Origin of the sequence: Staphylococcus sp. HMSC055A09 (assembly GCF_001809655.1) — a bacterium.
In the GTDB taxonomy this organism is placed as follows: Bacteria; Bacillota; Bacilli; order Staphylococcales; family Staphylococcaceae; genus Staphylococcus; species Staphylococcus capitis.
The window spans coordinates 215,559-236,805 of the sequence record NZ_KV798364.1 but is presented as its reverse complement, the minus strand read 5'-3'; the positions used below and the strand labels follow the sequence as shown (position 1 = coordinate 236,805).

At 32.7% G+C, this 21,247-nt stretch carries 23 protein-coding genes; 13 read left to right on the top strand and 10 right to left on the bottom strand.

Annotation, left to right across the window (positions count from 1 at the left end; translation table 11 throughout):
- Positions 1-20 precede the first annotated feature (20 nt).
- Positions 21-614 carry a TetR/AcrR family transcriptional regulator gene (locus HMPREF2642_RS04370; RefSeq protein ID WP_030059095.1) on the top strand — a complete coding sequence of 198 codons (594 nt, stop codon included), beginning with the start codon at positions 21-23 and terminating at the stop codon, positions 612-614.
- 83 nt (positions 615-697) lie between these two features.
- On the opposite strand, the gene HMPREF2642_RS04365 is transcribed toward HMPREF2642_RS04370, so the two are convergent.
- Positions 698-1,144, bottom strand: coding sequence for a VOC family protein (locus tag HMPREF2642_RS04365; protein WP_002432211.1), 447 nt, complete (start codon positions 1,142-1,144; stop codon positions 698-700).
- Between the two features lie 163 nt (positions 1,145-1,307).
- Here HMPREF2642_RS04365 and HMPREF2642_RS04360 point away from each other — a divergent pair, with 163 nt between their 5' ends.
- Both HMPREF2642_RS04360 and HMPREF2642_RS04355 read left to right on the top strand, forming a co-directional pair.
- Positions 1,308-1,808: a hypothetical protein gene (locus tag HMPREF2642_RS04360; RefSeq protein ID WP_049427824.1), complete on the top strand. Its 501-nt coding sequence runs from the start codon at positions 1,308-1,310 to the stop codon at positions 1,806-1,808.
- Positions 1,809-1,968: 160 nt separating this feature from the next.
- On the top strand, positions 1,969-2,685 hold the full coding sequence (locus HMPREF2642_RS04355; RefSeq protein WP_002432766.1) for an epoxyqueuosine reductase QueH: 717 nt from the start codon (positions 1,969-1,971) through the stop codon (positions 2,683-2,685).
- A gap of 77 nt (positions 2,686-2,762) precedes the next feature.
- Here the strand turns inward: HMPREF2642_RS04355 and HMPREF2642_RS04350 are convergent, their stop codons facing one another.
- Both HMPREF2642_RS04350 and HMPREF2642_RS04345 read right to left on the bottom strand, forming a co-directional pair.
- On the bottom strand, positions 2,763-3,035 hold the full coding sequence (locus HMPREF2642_RS04350; protein ID WP_002432954.1) for a hypothetical protein: 273 nt from the start codon (positions 3,033-3,035) through the stop codon (positions 2,763-2,765).
- Between the two features lie 138 nt (positions 3,036-3,173).
- On the bottom strand, positions 3,174-4,238 hold the full coding sequence (locus HMPREF2642_RS04345; protein WP_023351083.1) for a quinone-dependent dihydroorotate dehydrogenase: 1,065 nt from the start codon (positions 4,236-4,238) through the stop codon (positions 3,174-3,176).
- A gap of 247 nt (positions 4,239-4,485) precedes the next feature.
- Between HMPREF2642_RS04345 and HMPREF2642_RS04340 the strand changes: the two genes are divergently transcribed.
- Positions 4,486-5,343 (top strand): fructosamine kinase family protein, encoded by an 858-nt coding sequence (locus HMPREF2642_RS04340; protein WP_023351084.1) that lies wholly within the window; start codon positions 4,486-4,488, stop codon positions 5,341-5,343.
- A gap of 73 nt (positions 5,344-5,416) precedes the next feature.
- Here HMPREF2642_RS04340 and HMPREF2642_RS04335 read toward each other — a convergent pair whose 3' ends face one another.
- The 6 genes from HMPREF2642_RS04335 to HMPREF2642_RS04310 form a co-directional block, all read right to left on the bottom strand.
- Positions 5,417-6,361 (bottom strand): amidohydrolase family protein, encoded by a 945-nt coding sequence (locus HMPREF2642_RS04335; protein ID WP_070597694.1) that lies wholly within the window; start codon positions 6,359-6,361, stop codon positions 5,417-5,419.
- Positions 6,362-6,492: 131 nt separating this feature from the next.
- A complete protein-coding gene (locus HMPREF2642_RS04330; RefSeq protein ID WP_030058708.1) occupies positions 6,493-7,131 on the bottom strand; it encodes a nuclear transport factor 2 family protein in 639 nt (212 codons plus the stop codon).
- A gap of 33 nt (positions 7,132-7,164) precedes the next feature.
- A complete protein-coding gene (locus tag HMPREF2642_RS04325; protein WP_023351087.1) occupies positions 7,165-8,001 on the bottom strand; it encodes an alpha/beta fold hydrolase in 837 nt (278 codons plus the stop codon).
- A 68-nt stretch (positions 8,002-8,069) separates the two neighbouring features.
- Positions 8,070-9,071, bottom strand: a complete 1,002-nt coding sequence (locus HMPREF2642_RS04320; protein WP_002432761.1) for an amidohydrolase family protein — start codon at positions 9,069-9,071, stop codon at positions 8,070-8,072.
- A 116-nt stretch (positions 9,072-9,187) separates the two neighbouring features.
- Complete coding sequence (locus HMPREF2642_RS04315) at positions 9,188-9,892, bottom strand: SDR family NAD(P)-dependent oxidoreductase (protein WP_030058710.1); 705 nt, start codon at positions 9,890-9,892, stop codon at positions 9,188-9,190.
- A 15-nt stretch (positions 9,893-9,907) separates the two neighbouring features.
- The gene (locus HMPREF2642_RS04310) at positions 9,908-10,450 is read right to left on the bottom strand and encodes a TetR/AcrR family transcriptional regulator (protein WP_070597693.1); all 543 of its coding nucleotides are present in this window, start codon (positions 10,448-10,450) and stop codon (positions 9,908-9,910) included.
- 126 nt (positions 10,451-10,576) lie between these two features.
- On the opposite strand from HMPREF2642_RS04310, the gene HMPREF2642_RS04305 reads away from it, so the two are divergent.
- The 4 genes from HMPREF2642_RS04305 (at position 10,577) to HMPREF2642_RS04290 (ending at position 13,963) form a co-directional block, all read left to right on the top strand.
- Positions 10,577-10,876 (top strand): DUF2316 family protein, encoded by a 300-nt coding sequence (locus tag HMPREF2642_RS04305; protein ID WP_002432863.1) that lies wholly within the window; start codon positions 10,577-10,579, stop codon positions 10,874-10,876.
- Between the two features lie 11 nt (positions 10,877-10,887).
- On the top strand, positions 10,888-11,706 hold the full coding sequence (locus HMPREF2642_RS04300) for an NmrA/HSCARG family protein (RefSeq protein ID WP_030058713.1): 819 nt from the start codon (positions 10,888-10,890) through the stop codon (positions 11,704-11,706).
- A gap of 41 nt (positions 11,707-11,747) precedes the next feature.
- Entirely contained in the window at positions 11,748-12,122 is a 375-nt protein-coding gene (locus HMPREF2642_RS04295) for a VOC family protein (RefSeq protein WP_002432575.1), read from the top strand.
- Between the two features lie 443 nt (positions 12,123-12,565).
- Positions 12,566-13,963 carry an amino acid permease gene (locus HMPREF2642_RS04290; RefSeq protein WP_002432730.1) on the top strand — a complete coding sequence of 466 codons (1,398 nt, stop codon included), beginning with the start codon at positions 12,566-12,568 and terminating at the stop codon, positions 13,961-13,963.
- Between the two features lie 412 nt (positions 13,964-14,375).
- Here HMPREF2642_RS04290 and HMPREF2642_RS04285 read toward each other — a convergent pair whose 3' ends face one another.
- Positions 14,376-15,074, bottom strand: coding sequence for an alpha/beta hydrolase (locus HMPREF2642_RS04285; RefSeq protein ID WP_256276631.1), 699 nt, complete (start codon positions 15,072-15,074; stop codon positions 14,376-14,378).
- Positions 15,075-15,361: 287 nt separating this feature from the next.
- Between HMPREF2642_RS04285 and HMPREF2642_RS04280 the strand changes: the two genes are divergently transcribed.
- From HMPREF2642_RS04280 to HMPREF2642_RS04260, 5 genes are all read left to right on the top strand, one after another.
- Complete coding sequence (locus HMPREF2642_RS04280) at positions 15,362-16,420, top strand: PTS sugar transporter subunit IIC (RefSeq protein ID WP_030058717.1); 1,059 nt, start codon at positions 15,362-15,364, stop codon at positions 16,418-16,420.
- Between the two features lie 105 nt (positions 16,421-16,525).
- The gene (locus HMPREF2642_RS04275; protein ID WP_030058718.1) at positions 16,526-17,932 is read left to right on the top strand and encodes a phosphate--AMP phosphotransferase; all 1,407 of its coding nucleotides are present in this window, start codon (positions 16,526-16,528) and stop codon (positions 17,930-17,932) included.
- A 444-nt stretch (positions 17,933-18,376) separates the two neighbouring features.
- A complete protein-coding gene (locus HMPREF2642_RS04270) occupies positions 18,377-19,078 on the top strand; it encodes an aggregation-promoting factor C-terminal-like domain-containing protein (RefSeq protein ID WP_030058720.1) in 702 nt (233 codons plus the stop codon).
- A gap of 190 nt (positions 19,079-19,268) precedes the next feature.
- Positions 19,269-19,754 carry a glycosyl-4,4'-diaponeurosporenoate acyltransferase CrtO family protein gene (locus HMPREF2642_RS04265; protein WP_030058722.1) on the top strand — a complete coding sequence of 162 codons (486 nt, stop codon included), beginning with the start codon at positions 19,269-19,271 and terminating at the stop codon, positions 19,752-19,754.
- Position 19,755: 1 nt separating this feature from the next.
- Complete coding sequence (locus HMPREF2642_RS04260) at positions 19,756-21,246, top strand: phytoene desaturase family protein (protein WP_030058724.1); 1,491 nt, start codon at positions 19,756-19,758, stop codon at positions 21,244-21,246.
- The last annotated feature ends 1 nt before the right edge of the window (position 21,247 follow it).

Sequence of the window (21,247 nt, the reverse complement as noted above, 5' to 3'; positions counted from 1 at the left end):
GATAAAAAGAAGGTGACAAGATGTCTCATGATAGAAGAGTAAGAAAAACACAAACTGCAATTAAAGATGCCCTCATTACATTATTAGAAAAGAAGCGTTTTGAAGAAATTACAATTCAAGAAATATCTGATTTAGCAGACGTAAATAGAAGTACATTTTATACTCACTTTATAGATAAATATGACTTATTAGATAAGATGGAAAATGAGAAAATTGATGAAATTAGAAGTTTTCTCGAGAGTAGTAAGAATGATGACGAACTGAAAATTTCAGAAAGCCAGTTAAGAGAGACAATGGATTTTGTGATTAATAGTATAGGAGAACATCTAGATTTCTATAAACTTATGTTTAACTTAGGTAAAGAGTCCAATTTACATGAAAAATTATACGAACTATTAACTGGGCACTTGAATCATGTAGTTAACGATAATGATAAAATCGGAGATATTCCATTTCCGTATTTTATGAGTTATGTCTCAGGCGCTGGTTTATCTTTAATACGTCATTGGGTTGAGGATGAAAATAGAATTTCAAAAGAGGAATTGATTCAACATTTTTATGAAATCGTTAATAATGGTCCAGCAACACTTATAAGACGAGAAAAGGGAATTTAATATAATATAGATAAAAAGTGACACATCTCTACATTGTGAAGTTTGTAAGAGATGTGCCACTTTTTTAATTTGCATGAATATGATTAATTCATTTGAGAATAATCTTGGCCGTTAAGCATCCAACGCACACCATATTTATCGGTAAAAGTTCCCATTTTACCGCCCCAGAATTGCTCTTCTAATGGCATTTCAATGTTGATAGATTCGTGATCTTTAATTTTATTGTAGAAATTCTCAACACGTTCAGTATCTGTTTTATCATTAGTATCAAAATCAATTAATAAAGAAATACCATTATTTATATTATCTACACGTCCAAAAGAATCAGAACATAAGATTTTAACACCTAAAATCTCAAATTCTGCATGCATCGTTGCTTCTTCACCTTGTTCTTTTGTTAAACCAAAATTTTCAGCTTGTTCTTCGCCTACTGCTAATCTGTTTACATTAGTTGCTCCAAAGACGTCTTCATAGTATTCAAGTGCATCTTTTGCTTTATCAAATGATAAATATGGATGTAATTGTGTCATATATTTTAACCCCTTTTTATGAAATATCTTTCTAACGCAATCTTACTATATAATTTTAATAATTCTAATATTATGATTATATAAAAGTGTCGTCTATATTTGACATTTCTAATATTGTCATATATATTTGACATTAACAAAGGATATTGAGGAGTGAAACGAGATGAGTAATTTTAATGATTTGATGCTTAATTGGATCACAAGTACCTCTACAAAAAAGGATGAAAGAGAAAAGTCAGAACTTAACCAAAAACTAGCAAACATGTTTGCTATTAACTATTTGGTTACAGTTCTAACAATTGTATTCTTTACAATTATTGATATGTATCATCATACAATTACAATGCATACGATAGTGTTATTTGCCGTATTCTTTATATTTAATATTATACTTATCATTAACTTTGGTAAGAATAAACATTTTGAGGAAGTCGCATATTCACCCAAAGAATATAAGAAATTAATAAGAAGATATGGTATCTTGAGTGTTGTATTTATGGTTTATTTTGGTGTTTGCATGACTCTCATCGGTGTGATAATAGATTATTTATGGAATGATCCTATTGATTGGAGCGGCCATTTACTGAATGGACTTATTTCAGGAGTAATATTTGGTGGCTTTATGTTTTGCGTCTATTTAGTTAAGCTTAAAAAGGAATACTAGTTTGTTAAAAAATAAACATGAACACAAGTATAGTTGATTAAAAAAGTAAATTGTTTTAGTAATTATTACTTTGATGATAGACAACCTCTCTTTATACATCATGTTATTATATAATAAAGTTAATATATAATAAAAATGTGTGTTAAAGGGAGGTTTTATTATGATTGAAGCGGATAAAATTTTGGCAAAAATGAAAAACCAGAAGATTAATTACGATAGAGTACTAAGAAAAATGATATCTCAGTGGCAACGTGATGGGGAACGCCCACGTATCTTATTACATAGTTGTTGTGCACCATGTAGCACATATACTCTAGAATTTTTAACTCAATATGCTGATATTGCAATTTACTTTGCGAACCCAAATATTCATCCTAAGAATGAATATCTAAGACGTGCTAAAGTTCAAGAACAATTTGTTAAAGATTTCAATAGTAAAACAAATAGCAATGTCGAATACATTGAAGCAGAATATAAACCACATGAATTTATGAAGATGGCTAAAGAGAAAGGGCTAACTGATGAGCCAGAGGGTGGATTGAGATGTTCAGCATGCTTTGAAATGCGATTAGAAATTGTAGCTCAAGCAGCTGTTGAATATGGTTACGACTATTTTGGAAGTGCCATAACACTCTCTCCAAAGAAAAACGCACAACTTATTAATGAACTAGGAATGGATGTTCAAAATATTTATAATGTTAAATATTTGCCTAGTGATTTTAAAAAGAATAAAGGGTACGAACGTTCAATTGAAATGTGCAAAGACTATCATATTTTTAGGCAATGCTATTGTGGTTGCGTCTTTGCTGCAATGAGACAGGGTATTGATTTTAAACAAATTAATAAAGAAGCAAAGGCATTTTTACAACAATTTTAATTAATATAAAATCCCAAATGTACAGATAATATTTAAGACAATACTATCTTATTACATTTGGGATAATTTTTTTAAAACTATATCATTCTGTGTATAAATCTAAAAATCGCTAAGCCTGCTATTGCAATCATCGAGATAAGTGAGAATATCTTAAACTTTCTACTTTCCGTCTTTGTTTCTGATTCTCCTGATTCCATCATTTCACGCAGTTCACGTTCAATATCTAAATCGAGGTCTGTTTTACGGTAACCATTCAAACCTATTCTGTCATCATTAGATTGATGATTGGGCTTTTCAGAAATCGTTTGTTGGTTAGTTTGAGATGTTGTCTCTTTCTTCTCATCACTCATATTGTTGCCTCCTAAATTCTTGAAACATATACCTTTCTTTAGTATAAATCGTAAATATTATAAGTAAAGAAATTTCAGGAGTATTAACTAAACGTTCATTTTTTTGAAATATTTTAAAGCGTTATAATCATTTAAAGTTTATGCGTCTAAACCAATAATATCGCTTACGTTTTGATATCCATTTTCAGATAAATATTTAGCAATGTCTTTATTCATTGACTTAGTTAAACCTGGACCTTCAATGACTAAAGAAGAATAAATTTGTAATAAAGAAGCACCATTTCTTAACATTTTAATTGCGTCTTCAGAGCTAAAGATTCCACCAGTTCCGATAATTAAGAATTTACCTTTAGTTTGTTGATACGCGTATTTAACGAGTTTTAAATTACGTTCGAATAAAGGTTTACCACTTAATCCGCCTTCTTCAGTTTTATTCTTAGAAATTAAACCGTCACGTTGACGAGTCGTGTTAGCTAGTATAACGCCATCAAAAGTCTTAGTTATGGAAGGTAAGATGTTTTTGAATCCTTCAAGTTCCATATCTGAAGTTAATTTCAAGAATATAGGTACGTTGATATCATTTTCAGATTTAAAAGTAGTGAGCGCTTCGCAAAGCATCGTGAATTCATCTTTATCATGGAAATTCTGTAAATTCTCAGTGTTAGGTGAGCTGATATTAACTGTGAAGAATGTCACGTCATTCTTAAATGTATCGATAACTTTTATATAATCTTGATAACGGTCTTCGTAAGACGTCTTCTTATTAACACCCACATTTAAACCTACTGGGATCGTATAGGCATGACGGCGTAAATGACTAAGTGCTTTATTCATCCCTATATTATTGAAGCCCATACGATTAATTAACGCGTCATCTTCAATTAAGCGATACATACGTGGTTTAGGATTCCCTGGTTGCGGTTTAGGGGTAATACCACCTAATTCTATGGCTCCAAAACCAACATGCTCTAATGCTTTAGGTACTTCACAAGATTTATCGAATCCTGCAGCGAGACCAATGGGATTATTAAATTTGATGCCATGAATGGTTTGAGAGAGTGATGGGTGATTGTAATTAAAAATTTTGTCCATGATAGGATAAATTTTCGGAACTCTTTGTACCATTTTCAATGCATCAATGGTAAGACCATGTGCTTTTTCAGGATCTAATTTAAATAATAAAGGTTTAACTAATTTATACATGTTAACGCTCCTATTTCATTATATTTGAGGCTTACTATCCTCAATTTAATATATTTGAAATACATTCCTTTAATAGACTAGCATTTTAATAAAAATTTTCATAGCTAAATTAGTGAAAGTTGAAAATTTGACTTAATTCTTAGGTCAGTTTTATTTCATATATACCGATTACTTTTAAAAGATTAATTATAATGAGAGTTGGCAATATAATAAGGTATAACGACAAACTTCTTAAGAAGGTGAAAGTATGAAAGCAGAATGGAAAGAGAAACTCCCCATAGACGGAGTAAAAGATATCTCACCAGTAAGTGGTGGTGATGTTAATGAAGCATTCAAAGTTACAACTACTGAGGATGATATCTCCTTTTTACTTGTTCAGCGTAATCGTCCAGAATCATTCTATGCGGCTGAAATAGCTGGCTTAAATGAATTTGAGAATGCAGGTATCACAGCACCACGTGTGATTGCTAGTGGTGAAATTAACGGAGATGCTTATCTTATTTTGAGCTATTTAGAAGAAGGTGGAAGTGGAAGTCAAAGAGAGCTCGGTCAGCTTGTAGCTAAGATGCATAGTCAACAACAAAAAGAGGGTAAATTTGGTTTCAGTTTACCACATGAAGGCGGAGATATTTCATTTGATAATTCATGGACTAATAGCTGGAAAGAACTTTTCATAGAAAGAAGAATGGATCATTTAAGAGATGAATTGATGCGTAAAGAGTTGTGGAATGAAGAAGATAATAAAGTCTATGAAGAAGTAAGAACTGTGATGGTAAATGAACTTGATAGTCATGAAAGTAAGTCATCTTTATTACATGGTGATTTATGGGGCGGTAACTATATGTTTTTAACTGATGGTAGCCCTGCACTATTTGATCCTGCACCATTATATGGTGACAGAGAATTCGATTTAGGTATTACGACGGTTTTTGGTGGATTTACTCAAGATTTTTATGAGGAATATGAAAAGCATTTTCCTTTAGCCAAAGGTGCACAAAAAAGATTAGAATTTTATCGATTATACTTATTGATGGTTCATTTAGTTAAATTCGGTAATATGTACGCAGGTAGTGTTAATCGCTCAATGGATACAATTTTAAAATAAAAAGATTCCCCACACAGGCTCTAATGATGATATATATGAGCGCTTGTGTGGGGTGATTTTATATCTTAATAAATTAAAGTTCCATTTTATCTAATAATGATTTGCCATTGTCATAAAGCATATGAATTTTTGAATCAATTGTAATTAAATCTGTAGATTCAAATTCATTCGCTAACATTGAGACTACTTGGTCCGTTGTGTATGGTGCATCAGAACCATATACAATTTTATTTTTATCAACCATTTCTAATAGAGTAGGTAATTGATATGGTAAAACCTTACCGGCCAAATCGAAGTAAAGTTCTTTCATTACTTGTTCTAAATCATCAGGTTGCTTCTCTGATCCAAACATCTTGTTGCCCATCGCTACGCGTTGTGCGATTATAGGGAGTAAAGCACCACAATGAGGTACAATCCACTTAATATTCGGATACTTACTAAATACATTCTTTTGACTCATATAAATAATTGTACGAGTTGTATCAAAGATAAATTCCATAAGTGGCGGAGGTACTTCTTCGCTCATCGCTTTAATAGCTGGCTTAGGTTCATTAGGATGAATGGCTACAGTTGCTTGACGTTCATTTAATCTTTCAAATATCGGTGCTAAACGCTCATCACCTAAATATACGCCACGTGCATTCGTTGGTAACGTGAACCCTAACGCATGCTGTTCATCTAATGCTTTATCTATAAATTGAACACTCTGATTGACTAAGGGCAAGGGTAATGTTGCGAAGAAACAAATACGTTCGCTATGTTCCTGCACGATATTTGAAGCATAGTCGTTCACTTCTTCAGCAAGTTTTAACATCTCGTCATCAGGTGCAACGCTAATGTGCGGGCTTGAAATCGATAATACGCCATATTCAATATCTTGCTTCTTCATTAATTCTAAATATGATTCTACTGAAAATGGGGGCGTCTTAACGCCGTCACCTTCACCATTAAAATAGTCATCAAGAAATTGGCTATAACCAGGTGAAATGTAATGTGCATGTAAATCTATCTTCTTCATTGAGCAAACTTCCTTTATAGAAATAAGTGATTTTAAATATTTTGTATAATGTTGCGATATTTTAAAACTAGGCAGCAGTTCTGCATATAAGAGTAAACGTTACTTATTTATTTTGAGTTTGGTTTATAACTCTAATGTTTCTCTTCTTCATCATCATCTTTCTCAGTTAACCATTTATCTAATTGGCGATAGTATTTATTAACTTCATCAGGTCTATCTATACCTGGTAAGTCATGGTTAACATCATACCCTAGTTCATTGAGCGCATATGATAAACAAGCATAACTTTCTCGGTATTCACTAAATTCTGAGTTAGGTAAATTAATAGTCGTTGGAATGACAGGAGTTAATTTATCTTTTTCATAAATACAACTTAAATTAGAAATATACCAAACGTCATCATTGTCTTTATCAAGACAGTAGATAATTTTAGTGTCTGAATCCAATTGCATTTCTACGTTTTTAATATCTACTCGAAACTGGATTGTTGCTTGCATAATTGCTACAGCACGATGGTTATTAATCCACATTTGTGTATTATAAATTTGATGTGGCGCGTATCGATTCATTGCTTCAGAGGAGGATACAAATTCTTCTCCAGTACCATTAAACCAAGAAATGTTCACATGTGAGTCTTTAGCGAAACAAGTTCTCATGCTATCCCATAAGGCATTATCGCGACAAAAACGTTCGAATTGAATTAATTCTAAAATGTTTTCTTTATCTAACAAAGTTTCTTGAGTATAAGGTTTATTTCTTTCAAATAACATTTAATAAACTCCCTTTAATACTTTAAGCTAAGATTAGTTCCAAATTTTGAGTAATACTTCTGCGAATCCTTCAGGCTTTTGTATATAACCTAAGTGACCACCAGGGATATCTACAATATTAATTCCCGTTTCATCTTTAATATAGAAGTTAACTTCTTGAGGGAAAGAACCTTTGGAATCAGTCCCATTAAGTAATGTGATGATATCTTTATGATGATTTAAATCTTCTAAAGAGATATCAGATTCTGTGTATTGGCGAATTTCATATTTAAACCAACCTAACATTTCTTCAAAACGTTTTTTACTCTCTGCATCATCTTCTGCTTGAGCAGGTTTAGACATTGATTGTGCATCAATAGAACTAATATTTAATGTTTCACCGAAAAGTTTCATAGCTTGAGGCATGCCTTCATTCACAGCAATATCAATAATTTCAGCATTCTTATCTTGCCAATATTTAGCATTCGGTAAGAATGTATTAATCGGTGGTTCATGAAATGCAATTTGCTTCACAACATCAGGATGTTCTTTTAGGACATGCATTGCAACGATAGCACCTGAACTTGAGCCTAAAACATATACGGGTTCGTCACTTAATGACTTAGCTAATTCAGCAATATCTTGTGCATCACGTTTCACGCGATAACGACTCTCTGGGTTAGATACTTCCTCTGGTAATGATTCAGTTAATTCACTTTGTCCATATCCTCGACGATCTACAGCTACAACTGTAAATTTTTCTTGTAATTGTTTAGCTAGTGGCATGTAGATATCACCAGTTCCATTCGCACCAGGGATTAAAATAAGAAGTGGTCCATTGCCAACTTTATGATAACGTAATTTTGCGCCTTGCAATTCTAATGTTTCCATCATTGAAACCTCCATTTAAATATTTTTCGTATTAAAGAAAAGACACACTTATATATTTCGTGTAAGTGTTACTCAAGACCTAATAATTTAGCTCCGTTTTTATAGCTGATTTTTTCTTTTTCCTCTTCAGTTAAATCTAATTCGTCTAAGAATGTACCCAATTTTTCAGGTTCAACATAAGGGTAATCTGCTGAATATAAAATTCTGTCGACGCCAACTTCTGCTTTTACTAGATCAAATTGTGGTTTAGTTAACATTCCACTTGGCGTAATATAGAAGTTATTTTTGAAATAATAACTAATAGGATGTTCTAGATGGTCAGCAAATAAAATATCATCCATACGTTCTAAGAAGAATGGAACAAATTCGCCCCAGTGACCGATGATCATGTTGAGGTTAGGGTGACGGTCAAATACACCTGATAGCACAAGGTGAATGGCATGAATACCTACATCTACGTGCCAACCATAACCGAAGCAAGCAAATGTAGCTGCTGTTACGTCTGAGTAGTTACCTTTGTAATAAGCTTGGTAAACATCGCTTTGAACTGGAGAAGGGTGTAAATAAATAGGAACATTTAACTCTTCAGCTACAGCAAAGATGCCATCATATTCATCTTGATCTAGGAAGCCACTCTTAGGATGTCCCATAATTAATGCGCCTTTAAAACCTAATTCTTTTACACATCGTTTAAATTCTTCTTCTGCTGCTTTAGGTTCATTAATTGGTAATGTAGCAAATCCTACAAATCGATCTGGGTGTTCATTGATATATTGTGCTAACGTATCATTTGCTTGTTTACATAATTCAATTGCGCGTTCGCCTTCAAGATTGGAAGGGGCGCCATTTCCATAAGATAATACTTGCATTTCAACGTCATGTTTATCCATGAATTGAATACGTGCATCGTGATGTTTGATTTCATCTGCATCAGTAAAACCAGATTTTTCTTCAAGGCCTTTTAACATCGTTTGCATAGGTACACCTTTAGGATCAGATGTCATATGTTTCATTGTTTCTTTTTGTATATCCTCAACAACATAATGTTCTTCAAAGTTTATACTTTTCATTGTGTATTTCCTCCCTAAGATAATAAATATCTTAATAACTAATTATATATGTGTAATTTTCATTGATTTCATTGAAAATTTTTCCCGTTAAACATGAGGCCAAACTTGTTAATGATTTACCACGGCATTGTGCCATTACCATCAATAAATGTTCCTGTAGGACCATTTTTATCAATAGTAGCAAGTTTTATGATAGGTTTTACACCTTCTGAAGCAGGTTTAGAGTTGTTACTGAAATCACCAACTAAATCAGTATTAGTAGAACCTGGATCTGCTGCATTAATTTGAATGTGTGGTAAGCCTTTAGCATACTGTACAGTCATCATTGTGACCGCTGATTTAGAAGAACAATACGCAAGTGAATTAACTTGCGATTCAGCAGTATCTGGGTTTGTAACCATTCCAAATGAACCCAATCCGCTACTCACATTTACAACTACAGGCTGCTCTGATTTCTCTAATAATGGAATAAAGGTATTCATCATGCGTACGATACCAAAAACATTTGTGTTATATACCTTTTCGACGTCTTTAGCAGTAAAATCAGCGACTTTAGCGAATCCTCCTGAAATACCGGCATTGTTTATAAGTACATCAACACGGCCTTCTTTATTTGAAATAGTTTCAAAGGCTTGTTGAACTGATTTATCATCACTTACATCTAGTTGAACATAGTCGACGCCTAATTCTTTTGAAGCTTGTTGACCACGTTCTTCATTTCTAGATCCTATATAAACCTTGTAGCCTTTCGCTTTTAATTCTTTAGCTGTCTCATAACCTAAACCTTTATTTCCACCAGTAATTAACGTAACTTTTTCCATTCATGAACACCTCAATTAATTTAAATATAGTTTTATTAAGTTATCTCTTATTTCATTATTTGAAAGTTGTCTTTTATTTTTTTGAATTTCATAAGCTTTAGTAGAAAGTGATTTTAATAACATATCAGTTTTGAATATGGCCCAAGAATCATCCTCGCCATCTTTAAATAAATCATAGTAAAAATTAAATAAATCAGAGAAAAATTGGTTTTGATGAAATTGAGACTTACTATTACTTTCCTCAATACAGTTTAATAAATCACTATTTTCATATTTAAATGTCAAAAAAACATCTAGGGAGTGTTCCATCTTCTCTTCTTTAGAATTAGATGAAGCAGCTACATCATTCATTTTTTGAATAATTTCATCGAAATCATGCTCGATAATGTGATAACACAAATCGCTTTTATCCTTAAAATGCCGATAAAGTGTTCCCATACCGATACCAAGTTCTTTAGAAATTCTATTCATACTGATTGTCTCAACGCCGTATTGTTTAAATAGTTCGATCGCTTTATTCTCGATACGTTGACGGTTTAGAAGAGCATCTTTACGCAATGTATTCACCTACTTAATGAGCTAATGTTGACAAACGGATAATGATCCGTTTATTATAAATCTCACTTACTTAGAATTCAAATATAATGCTAATTAAAAAATAAGATGAAAGTGGGACACTATAATATGTCACTAAATAAAGAGCAAAGACGTATCACTGCTATAGAATTACGAGAACATTTCCATAATTCAACTTTAAATATTGAAGACATAGCAAATAAAATGAGTATTTCGGTTGAAGAAGTGGAAAAGGTATTAAACATGAATGCTCCTAGCGGTTTCTTTGGTAATCAGTTACAAAGATTTATCCATCGCGTTTGGGATGTTCGTGACATTATAAATTCAAATATTAAAGAAAATGGTCAAACACCTGAAGAATATACTTATTTAAAAGGCGAAAAAGAAGATTATTGGTTCTTACAATAGGAGAGATAAACATGAGTAAAAGTATATTAGTCATTGGTTCAACTGGTAAACAAGGAAATGCTGTTGTTAAACAATTATTGGAAGATGGTTGGCATGTGCGTGCGTTTACTAGAAATAAAAATAATGAAAAGTTAACATCAATTCATAATGATCGATTAGAGATTTTTGAGGGCGATTTGAGTGATAGAGAAAGCTTGACTCAAGCGATGGCTGACCAATATGGAGTATATAGCGTTCAGCCTATTATTCCAGACCATGTTGAAGAGGAATTAAAGCAAGGTAAACATATTATCGAAACTGCTGAAGAACAAGGAGTTAAGTATGTCGTTTATAGCACAGCGGGTGGTGTTAATCGTGATAGAACAGGTCCTCACTTTGAAGCATTAGCACAATTAGAAAATAAGATAAAAGCATCTCGTTTAGATTTTACAATTATTAAACCATCGTTTTTTATGGATAACTTCTTAAGAATCACTAAAGTTTCAGATGGAGAAATTAAAATCCCAGAATTTATTAATCCTGAAGTGAAATTTTCAATGATTTCTTCTATCGATATTGCTAAAATTGCGTCAGCACTTTTCAAAGATCCTAAAACATATAATCATCAAGATATAGAAATTGCTTCTGATGAGCTGACTCTAAATGAAGTAGTCAAAACTTTTGCAACCGTAACAGGTAAACCAACTGAAATTGAAGGCGAATTTACGAGTGGCACTGCTGAAAGAAGTTGGCTTGAAAATAAAGGTTATGTTATAGATTTTGTACAAATGGAACGTCTTAATCCCACGCGCTTAACACTTGATGAATGGATTGCTCAAGCGGCATTTTAAACTTGAAATCGTCTAATTATAAATGAGAGGTGACATGTACGATGCATTCAATGTGGTTTAATCTAAATGTAAAAGATTTAGATCGTAGCGAACAGTTCTTTAAGTCTCTAGGATTTGAAATTAATAAAAATCCAGAAATGCTAGATAAAATGTTAGGTATTACAATTGGACAAACGATTGTGATATTGATAGAAAATAATCACTTCGAGTCTGTATCACATCAAGATGTCGATTCAAGCCCTAATGAAGTGATGGTTTCGTTAGGTGTTAAAGAAAATAAAGACGTTGATGAATTATTAGCGAAAGTGGAACCTGCTGGTGGAACAATTATTGAAAAACCAGGTGTAAGACAAGGGTATTATGGAGCAATGTTTAAAGATCCTGATGGGCATAAGTTTAATTTTCTTGTTTGTTAAATAAGCGTGAAAAATATATAAATAGGCACCGTGTATTCTCATTCAGTACATGGTGCCTTTTACTATATCTTTTGGTTTGATTTTAAAAAATGAAAACTTCTCACAATTTGTGAGGAATTGACGTGATTATGAAGAAAAATATCAACTTTCATCAGATACATATTGAAGTTGTACGATTTACCATAAAACGGTGAATATTAATGAAATTGTTCAATTTGTTATAAATGTTTATAATAAAGGAATTATTAGAAGTATTGGAAAAGATAAAAAAGACAAATTATTCTAGTATTTGATTGTTTTTGATTGTTTGGGGTATTATATAACTTATAAGAATAAATGATTTGATTTTGAGAAAAATTGTTTATTAGATTAAAAAGGGGTATCTAATTTTACATATCGATTTCAGTCATAAATATACTCCATGAAATGGAGAAGGAAAGGTTATGGCAGATAAACTGCAAAGAGAATTAAGCAATAGGCATATCCAATTAATTGCAATTGGTGGTGCTATTGGTACAGGATTATTCCTGGGCGCAGGTGCTTCTATTCATTTAGCAGGACCATCCATATTACTTACTTATATTATAGTAGGTTTTATATTATTTATGTTTATGAGAGCGATGGGAGAATTGCTCTTATCGAACTTAGGTTTCAAGTCATTTGGTGACATTGCCCATCATCACATAGGTTCAATGGCAGGATTTATGGTTGGTTGGACTTATTGGTTAACTTGGATTATTTCAGGTATGGCGGAAGTTACCGCTGTAGCCAAATACGTCGACTTCTGGTATCCAGACATGCCTAACTGGATTACTGCAGCAGCTACAATATTAGTATTAGTAGCATTGAATTTATTTAGTGCCAAATTATTTGGTGAACTTGAATTTTGGTTATCTATTATAAAAGTTATTACAATTTTAGCTTTAATTATTGTTGGTATTGTAATGGTAATCTTTGCTATGAAGACGGATTACGGTCCAGCGACGGTAACTAATATTTGGAAAGAAGGCGGCTTCTTCCCAAATGGTGCCTCAGGATTCTTTATGTCATTCCAAATGGCAATATTCTCATTTATTGGTATTGAATTGATAGGTATTACAGCAGGGGAAACTAAAAATCCTCATGAAACAATACCTCAAGCAATTAATAACGTACCATTCCGAATTTTAATCTTTTACATAGGTTCATTAGCAGTCATTATGTCAGTAGTTCCTTGGGACAAATTAGATCCTGCAGAAAGTCCTTATGTTAAATTATTCGGATTAATAGGAATTCCTTTTGCTGCTGGTATTATTAACTTTGTTGTACTAACAGCAGCGGCTTCATCATGTAACAGTGGTATATTTGCGAATAGCCGTACAATGTTTGGCTTAGCTGGAAGAAATCAAGGTCCACCGTTTTTACATAAAACAAACAAAAATGGCGTTCCTTACAATGCAATTTTAGTTACTTGTGGATTATTAGGCATTGCAGTAATATTAAATGCGATTTTTAAAGATGCTACTAAAGTATTCGTTCAAATCACTACTTTCTCTACTGTGTTGAATATTTCAATTTGGGCAGTTATTATGGTAGCTTATATTGGATACTTAAAGCACAATCCTGAGCAACATAAAGAAAGTAATTATAGAATGCCTGGTGGTAAATACACGGCTTATGGTATTTTAGTATTCTTTGCTTTCATTTTTGTTATTTTACTTATTAATAGTAGTACGCGATTAGCAGTTCTATTTATTCCAGTTTGGGTTCTAGTATTATTCTTGATGTATCAAAAATACAAAAAAGAATCTCGTAAAGCTGAAATTCCAACAGAAGATGATGCAGAAACTACAGAAGAATAATAGTTAAAAACACTTCCTCTATTACAGAGGGAGTGTTTTTTATACAAAAAAATCCCTAAGAAAGAGTAAAAATAATATCTTTCTTAGGGAATCATTTATCTTAAATAATATTATCTTTAATTTTTCGATTGTCATTGATGATATATCTTAAGTTTTCTCTAAATTGTTTTGCTTCTGGAATATTCTGAATCGCATAGTCATGAAGCATATGACTTCCAATAAGTAAATTATGGCTAATTCCTTCAGAGTTTAATTTACGAGATAACTTAATTACGTCAGGATAAAGTAATTCATGTGTTCCTACTGAAAGAGTGATGTGACCGAGATTGTTAAAGTCTCCATTAATTGGAGATACTTTATAATTGTCTAACTCATCACTTTCAGCCCATATTTTAGCAAATGTTTTAAGTCCTTATTTACCAATCATACTATCTACCTTTTCGTAATGAGGTATTTCTGGATTAGTAAATGTGGCATCAACCACTGGTGATATAGTGATAATATGACCTGGTTGAGGTAAATTAATTTCATTAAGATACTGCGCGTAGCTTAATGTGATGTTACCGCCTGCAGAATCTCCCATAATGATAATATGGTCGGATGAAGACACAGAATCTAAAAGATTACGATAAATATGAGTCATTAAATCAAATGTTGCGCGTTTGCCACTTTGAGGCACTTTAGGGTATATAGGTGCAATAACTTCTGCGTTGTAATCAGTAGCAAGTTGATCCATCATTTGATAATGCTCTTTGAATGGACCTGCGACCCAAGAACCACCATGCATATATAAAATCTTTAACTGATGTGGATCATTTTGATGATTAACATAGTACGTATGTGTACCATAATATTCTCGTATATCCACTCTATGATTAAATCTATATTTTGTAGCTTTGAAAGGTTTGCTATTTTCGATTTGAGCCATTTTAAGCATTTGATCAATCTTCTTCGGCTTAATAAAGTATTGTTTGCCACGTGAAACATGATTAAATTTTTCTTTTAAAAAGCTCTTATAACTACGTTTTTCAATTAATTTAGTATATAAGTAAGAGCCCACAATAGCAGCACCTGTTGTGGCCCCAACAGAACATACAATTTTCTTCCACATAACGTTACCTCCCTTGTGTCAATGATTGTAGTATATCTTCGAGTAAATATTAAATCATACGGTTTTCGCATAATTTGAAAATTTGTAAGATAATAGCAAAAATAATTATCTAAATTTTCTGAAAACGTGATATACTATTACTCATAGTCTTGAGACGCGTGTATGAATATCATTAAATATCCCTCTAAGTTATTGCATCTAAGAATCATTTACTTGAATCATACTTTGCGAATCAAGACTTTGTCTTTATACATAATTATTACTCAGCACATTGGGAGGTTTAAGTCATGTCAGCTATTAGAAATATCGACGGACCAAAGGATTTTATTTTTAGAGTTTTATCAGGGGTAGCAATTGGAATTGTCGCAGGACTCGTTCCAAATGCGATTTTGGGAGAGATTTTTAAATATTTAATGCAATATCAGCCTATTTTTAAAACTTTACTAGGAGTCGTGCAAGCCATCCAATTTACTGTACCGGCCCTTATCGGTGCACTTATTGCTATGAAATTTAATTTAACACCATTGGCAATTGCCGTAGTTGCTAGTGCTTCTTATGTTGGAAGTGGTGCAGCTCAATTTAAAAATGGTGTATGGATCGTCGCAGGTATAGGGGACCTTATTAATACGATGATTACAGCTGCAATTGCAGTATTATTCATATTATTAATTGAAGAACGTGTAGGAAGTATGGCCCTGATAGTCTTTCCGACAATTGTAGGCGGCCTATCAGCAACGATAGGTATTTTTACATTACCTTATGTGAGATTAATTACTACAGGTATTGGAAATATGTTGAATAGCTTTACTGAATTACAGCCTGTCCTTATGAGTATGTTGATATCTATGGTATTTAGCTTTATTATTATATCGCCATTATCAACCGTCGCAATTGCAATGGCAATTGGCCTATCAGGTATTGCAGCTGGTTCGGCATCAATAGGTATTGCTGCTACAGAAGCTGTCCTTCTTATTGGTACGAGCCAAGTGAATCGCTTAGGCATTCCTTTATCAATTTTCTTTGGTGGCGTAAAAATGATGATGCCTAATATGGTCAAATATCCTGTGATTATGGTACCAATATTTATCACAGCAGCATTATCAGGTATCGCATCAGGTATCATTGGTATTGGTGGAACAAAGGAATCAGCGGGCTTCGGATTTATAGGTATGGTAGGACCTATTAATGCTTTTAAATTTATGCATGTTGATTCAGTATGGTTAAGTCTGTTACTGATTATAGTTGCGTTTTTTGTAGTGCCGTTTTTAATTGCTTGGATTTTAGATTTATTATTACGGAAAGTAATTCATCTATATCGTAATGATATATTTAAATTTATGGGATAGAGTAGAGTCTCTTCGATGTGTGATACATTGAGGAGATTTTTTCTGTGCTAAAATAAAAGTGTAAAATTGGATGTTTATTGTAATAAAAATATAGAGGGTGAAATCATGTCGCATCACATCGACACATTACAATTAAAAGTGGCACAGTTGAGTAGAAAGACCCATGAGTTAGGTATACCTGTCATGATCATTTTTGAAGGGATACCCGCGTCTGGTAAGACACGTTTATCAAATGATTTATTACTTCAATTAGACGCGAAGTATACAAACTTTATCGCTACGAAATCTCCAGAAACATACGATTTAAGATATCAATTTTTACAAAAATATTGGAATACTCTGCCACAAAAAGGTGACATCAACATTTATTTTAGAAGCTGGTATTCACATTATCTTGATTATAAGGAAAATAATATCAAACATCATCAATATGTTAATTATGATTCATTACTTAAACAAATTAGTAATTTCGAATCAATGTTGAAGAAAGATAATTATGAAATAATTAAGTTCTTTATAGAAATAAATGAAGAGAAACGTCAAGCTCATATTCAACAAACTAAAAGTAACCCGTTGATGAGATGGAAGGTTCAAGAATATGAGGAGGTAATACCCCAAGATGTTTATTTAAATGAAATGAGACGTATCATACACAATTGTAATGATTGGCAAATCATTGATTATACGGTTAGAGAACAAGCAATAACAAACATGTATCTAAATATAATAGAAAGATTAGAATATGCGCTTGAAAAATACCAAAAACATGAAGAATATATAGATGGAGAATTTAATAGTCATTTCTCAACGTCGTTATTTAATATTGAAGAATCTAAAATTAAGAAAAAAGATTACCAACATCAAATAGTAGAATTACAAACCCGTATGAGAGAAATTCAATTTGCGTTGTACAAACGTAAAATCCCTTTAGTTTTAGTATTCGAAGGTATGGATGCTGCAGGTAAGGGTGGGAATATTAAACGTATCAGAGAAAAGTTAGATCCGACTGGTTATGAAGTTAATGGAATCAGTGCGCCTACAGATGTTGAAAAGAATCATCATTATTTATGGAGATTCGCTAAAAAAATGCCTAAATCAGGACACATCGAAATTTTTGATCGCAGTTGGTATGGAAGAATATTGGTGGAACGAGTCGAAGGATTTGCAGAGCATCATGAATGGAAACGCGCATATGATGAAATTAATCAGTTTGAGAGAATGTGGACGGATGAAGGTACCATAATTATCAAATTCTTTTTATGCTTAGATAAAGAAGAACAATTGCAACGTTTTAAAGATAGAGAACAAAATCCAAATAAGCAATGGAAAATTACAGACGAAGATTGGCGTAATAGAGAAAAATGGGATATGTATTTAGAAGCCAGTCAAGATATGATTAAGTATACGAATACGAAGTTAGCGCCATGGCATGTGATAAAAGCAGATCATAAAAAAACAAGTCGTCTCGAAGTTCTCAAAACGATTATTAAAAGATGCGAAGACGTTTTATAGATAAGAAAAAGTTGTATCAGAGGATGAATTTCAAGAATATTTCTTTGAAATTCATCTTTTTTACTTTTTTGTTGGGTCAAATTAGATTATAGAATTATTACGGTAGTGTAACAAAAATGAAATCTGTAATATTACAGACTATTTGAAAGTTGGGTCAAACCAACCTAAAAACTAATGTAAAACCACAAATACCAATGTAATTTTAAACAATTTTTAAGAAATTATATGTTACAAAGAGAAATGTTTTTGTTTCAAGATTACAAAATCAAACTTCTATTGTAATTTTTTGTAAGGAACGTGTAATATACAAACGAGATTTTTGTGGTATAGTGAATACCGTCAAAAGTTAACAAAAAACATTTTCAATGTAGCACAACGAAATCAAACACTTAGAATATAATTTACAAATTTTAATTTTAAAACATATTTGGAGGATTTTATATTATGAAAAAGACAGTTATCGCTTCATCATTAGCAGTATCTTTAGGAATTGCAGGTTATGCATTAACAGGTAACGAAGCTCACGCTTCTGAAACTACTAACGTAGATCAAGCTCACTTAGCTGATTTAGCTCAACACAACCCAGAACAATTAAACTCTAAACCAGTTCAAGCTGGTGCTTACGATATCCACTTCGTAAACAATGGTTTCCAATACAACTTCACTTCTAATGGTACTAACTGGTCATGGAACTATGCTCAAGTTGGTTCAACTACTCAATCATCAGCTGATTACACTAATTCATACAGCCAAGAAAGTTCAAACCAATCAGTAAGTTCAAACCAACAATCAAGCAATACAAGTGTTAAAGCTGTTTCAGCTCCAACTACTTCAACTCATAATTACAGCACTTCAACAACTTCATACTCAGCACCATCAAGCTCAGCTTCAACTGGTGGTTCTACTAAAGCTCAATTCTTAGCTGCTGGTGGTACTGAAGAATTATGGAACGCTATTGTAATGCCTGAATCAGGTGGTAACGTTAACGCTTCTAACGGTCAATACCATGGTTTAGGTCAAACTAACCAATCTTGGGGTTACGGTTCAGTATCTAACCAAACTAAAGGTATGATTAACTACGCTAAAGAACGTTATGGTTCAATCGGTAACGCAATTTCTTTCCGTCAATCTAACGGTTGGTGGTAAGATATAGTTTATAACTGGAAAGACAATTCGAGTTATAATCTTTGAGGATGACAATATGTCATCCTCTTTTTTTATGCAATTTTTTAGTAGTGTAGAATAACATGGCATTTGCGTTTCGCATCTGATATGAGAGGGAATATAATCGAATAACTATTTAAGGTTTTATTTGTAAATAGAAAGCTGTGAAAGTATGAAAGCTATTAAATCTATAACTCGCCTTATTATTTTGCACAGTCTATTTTGGTTTGTCGTTCAAATGTCTATTGCACATTTAGGTACACGTATCCCTAAATCATTTTTTGAAAAATATTCATGTTTATTTCGATCTTTTCAATGGGAAGAAAATGGTGAACTTTGGGATCATACTTTAAAGGTAAGTAAGTGGAAAAGATTGATACCTGAAGGTGCTCAAATTAATAAGGATATCTATGATAAAAGCAAGTTATCAGTAAATATTGAACAGACGCGTCGCTTATTATTGGAAATGAGACGTGCAGAATTGATACATTGGATTTCCATTTTACCTGTGTGGCTATTTGTTAAAGCTCCACGGTACATCAAAATGATTAACATTGCGTACGTAACGTTTAGCCATCTTCCAGTGATTGTAGCACAACGATATAATCGTCCAAGAATCGAACGTTTAATACGTATAATTGAAAAGCGAGGTAAGTAATATGACTCAATCCATCTTAGTTATTGGTGGTGGTTTAGGAGGGATATCCGCTGCTATTCGAATGGCTCAAAGTGGGTATAAAGTAACATTATTTGAGCAAAATAATCATATTGGTGGAAAGGTGAATCGTCTAGAGAAACAGGGTTTTAGCTTTGACTTAGGTCCATCTATTTTAACCATGCCATACATATTTGAGCGTCTTTTTAACTATAGCGGGAAAAATATGGCTGATTATATCGAAATTGAAAGATTGCCGTTACAATGGCGGAGTTTCTTTCCTGATGGTGAAATCATTGATCTATATGAAAATACTGAAGCAACTTTACTTAATAATTTGCAGTTAGGTCAAGAAGATAAGAAGGAACTCGACAATTATTTAAAATATACTAAGCGTATACATCGTTTTACTGAAAAGGGATATTTCAATTTTGGCTTAGATACGTTACGAGAAATTATAAAATATCATGGACCTTTTAAAGCATTGCGAGGTTTTGATTACTTTTCAACAATGCAACAAGCAATTCACCGTTATATTTCGAATCCAAAATTAAGAGATATGCTAGGTTACTTTATTAAGTATGTAGGTTCTTCTTCCTATGATGCACCTGCAGTTCTCTCAATGTTATTTCATATGCAACAAGAACAAGGATTATGGTATGTCAAAGGTGGAATTCATAAATTGGCACTAGCGCTAAAACAATTGGCTATTGAAGAAGGCGTGGACATACAAATGGGGGTTGCTGTTGAAAATATTAAAACGTATCATCAACGCGTTACGGGCGTACGTTTAAGTAGTGGGAAGTATGTTGAAGCGGATTATATAATTTCCAATATGGAGGTCATCCCTACCTATAGAGAGTTATTGCATTTTAATCAACAAAAAATTGACCAACTCGAAAGAACATATGAACCTGCAAGCTCAGGTTATGTATTACATTTAGGGATAGACAAATCCTATTCTCAACTTGCTCATCATAATTTCTTTTTCTCAAAGGACTCTAAGAAAAACTATGATGAAGTATTCCATCAAAAGGTATTACCTCAAGATCCGACAATCTATTTAGTAAATGTTAATAAAACGGATGAACAACAAGCGCCACAAGGATATGAAAATATTAAAGTCTTACCACATATACCCTATATTCAAGATAAACCATTTAAAAAAGAAGAATATGCAGCGTTTAAAGAACGTGTACTAACGAAATTAGAACGAATGGGACTGACTGATTTGAGAGCGCATATTATATATGAAGATATTTGGACGCCTGAGGATATCCAACATAATTATCGCTCAAATAGAGGGGCCATATATGGTGTAGTCGCAGATAAGAAGAAAAATAAAGGGTTTAAATTTCCTAAGCAAAGTGAGTACTTTGACAATCTCTTCTTTGTGGGAGGCTCTGTAAATCCAGGTGGAGGTATGCCAATGGTAACGTTAAGTGGCATGCAAGTTGCAGACAAAATTAATGCTATTGAAGCGGGAAGGAGTTAGA

Excerpts from the sequence above, each read along its gene's own strand:
- HMPREF2642_RS04370 (WP_030059095.1), top strand. The coding sequence starts at position 21 with ATGTCTCATGATAGAAGAGTAAGAAAAACACAAACTGCAATTAAAGAT.
- HMPREF2642_RS04365 (WP_002432211.1), bottom strand. The coding sequence starts at position 1,144 with ATGACACAATTACATCCATATTTATCATTTGATAAAGCAAAAGATGCA.
- HMPREF2642_RS04360 (WP_049427824.1), top strand. The coding sequence starts at position 1,308 with ATGAGTAATTTTAATGATTTGATGCTTAATTGGATCACAAGTACCTCT.
- HMPREF2642_RS04355 (WP_002432766.1), top strand. The coding sequence starts at position 1,969 with ATGATTGAAGCGGATAAAATTTTGGCAAAAATGAAAAACCAGAAGATT.
- HMPREF2642_RS04350 (WP_002432954.1), bottom strand. The coding sequence starts at position 3,035 with ATGAGTGATGAGAAGAAAGAGACAACATCTCAAACTAACCAACAAACG.
- HMPREF2642_RS04345 (WP_023351083.1), bottom strand. The coding sequence starts at position 4,238 with ATGTATAAATTAGTTAAACCTTTATTATTTAAATTAGATCCTGAAAAA.
- HMPREF2642_RS04340 (WP_023351084.1), top strand. The coding sequence starts at position 4,486 with ATGAAAGCAGAATGGAAAGAGAAACTCCCCATAGACGGAGTAAAAGAT.
- HMPREF2642_RS04335 (WP_070597694.1), bottom strand. The coding sequence starts at position 6,361 with ATGAAGAAGATAGATTTACATGCACATTACATTTCACCTGGTTATAGC.
- HMPREF2642_RS04330 (WP_030058708.1), bottom strand. The coding sequence starts at position 7,131 with ATGTTATTTGAAAGAAATAAACCTTATACTCAAGAAACTTTGTTAGAT.
- HMPREF2642_RS04325 (WP_023351087.1), bottom strand. The coding sequence starts at position 8,001 with ATGGAAACATTAGAATTGCAAGGCGCAAAATTACGTTATCATAAAGTT.
- HMPREF2642_RS04320 (WP_002432761.1), bottom strand. The coding sequence starts at position 9,071 with ATGAAAAGTATAAACTTTGAAGAACATTATGTTGTTGAGGATATACAA.
- HMPREF2642_RS04315 (WP_030058710.1), bottom strand. The coding sequence starts at position 9,892 with ATGGAAAAAGTTACGTTAATTACTGGTGGAAATAAAGGTTTAGGTTAT.
- HMPREF2642_RS04305 (WP_002432863.1), top strand. The coding sequence starts at position 10,577 with ATGTCACTAAATAAAGAGCAAAGACGTATCACTGCTATAGAATTACGA.
- HMPREF2642_RS04300 (WP_030058713.1), top strand. The coding sequence starts at position 10,888 with ATGAGTAAAAGTATATTAGTCATTGGTTCAACTGGTAAACAAGGAAAT.
- HMPREF2642_RS04295 (WP_002432575.1), top strand. The coding sequence starts at position 11,748 with ATGCATTCAATGTGGTTTAATCTAAATGTAAAAGATTTAGATCGTAGC.
- HMPREF2642_RS04290 (WP_002432730.1), top strand. The coding sequence starts at position 12,566 with ATGGCAGATAAACTGCAAAGAGAATTAAGCAATAGGCATATCCAATTA.
- HMPREF2642_RS04285 (WP_256276631.1), bottom strand. The coding sequence starts at position 15,074 with ATGTGGAAGAAAATTGTATGTTCTGTTGGGGCCACAACAGGTGCTGCT.
- HMPREF2642_RS04280 (WP_030058717.1), top strand. The coding sequence starts at position 15,362 with ATGTCAGCTATTAGAAATATCGACGGACCAAAGGATTTTATTTTTAGA.
- HMPREF2642_RS04275 (WP_030058718.1), top strand. The coding sequence starts at position 16,526 with ATGTCGCATCACATCGACACATTACAATTAAAAGTGGCACAGTTGAGT.
- HMPREF2642_RS04270 (WP_030058720.1), top strand. The coding sequence starts at position 18,377 with ATGAAAAAGACAGTTATCGCTTCATCATTAGCAGTATCTTTAGGAATT.
- HMPREF2642_RS04265 (WP_030058722.1), top strand. The coding sequence starts at position 19,269 with ATGAAAGCTATTAAATCTATAACTCGCCTTATTATTTTGCACAGTCTA.
- HMPREF2642_RS04260 (WP_030058724.1), top strand. The coding sequence starts at position 19,756 with ATGACTCAATCCATCTTAGTTATTGGTGGTGGTTTAGGAGGGATATCC.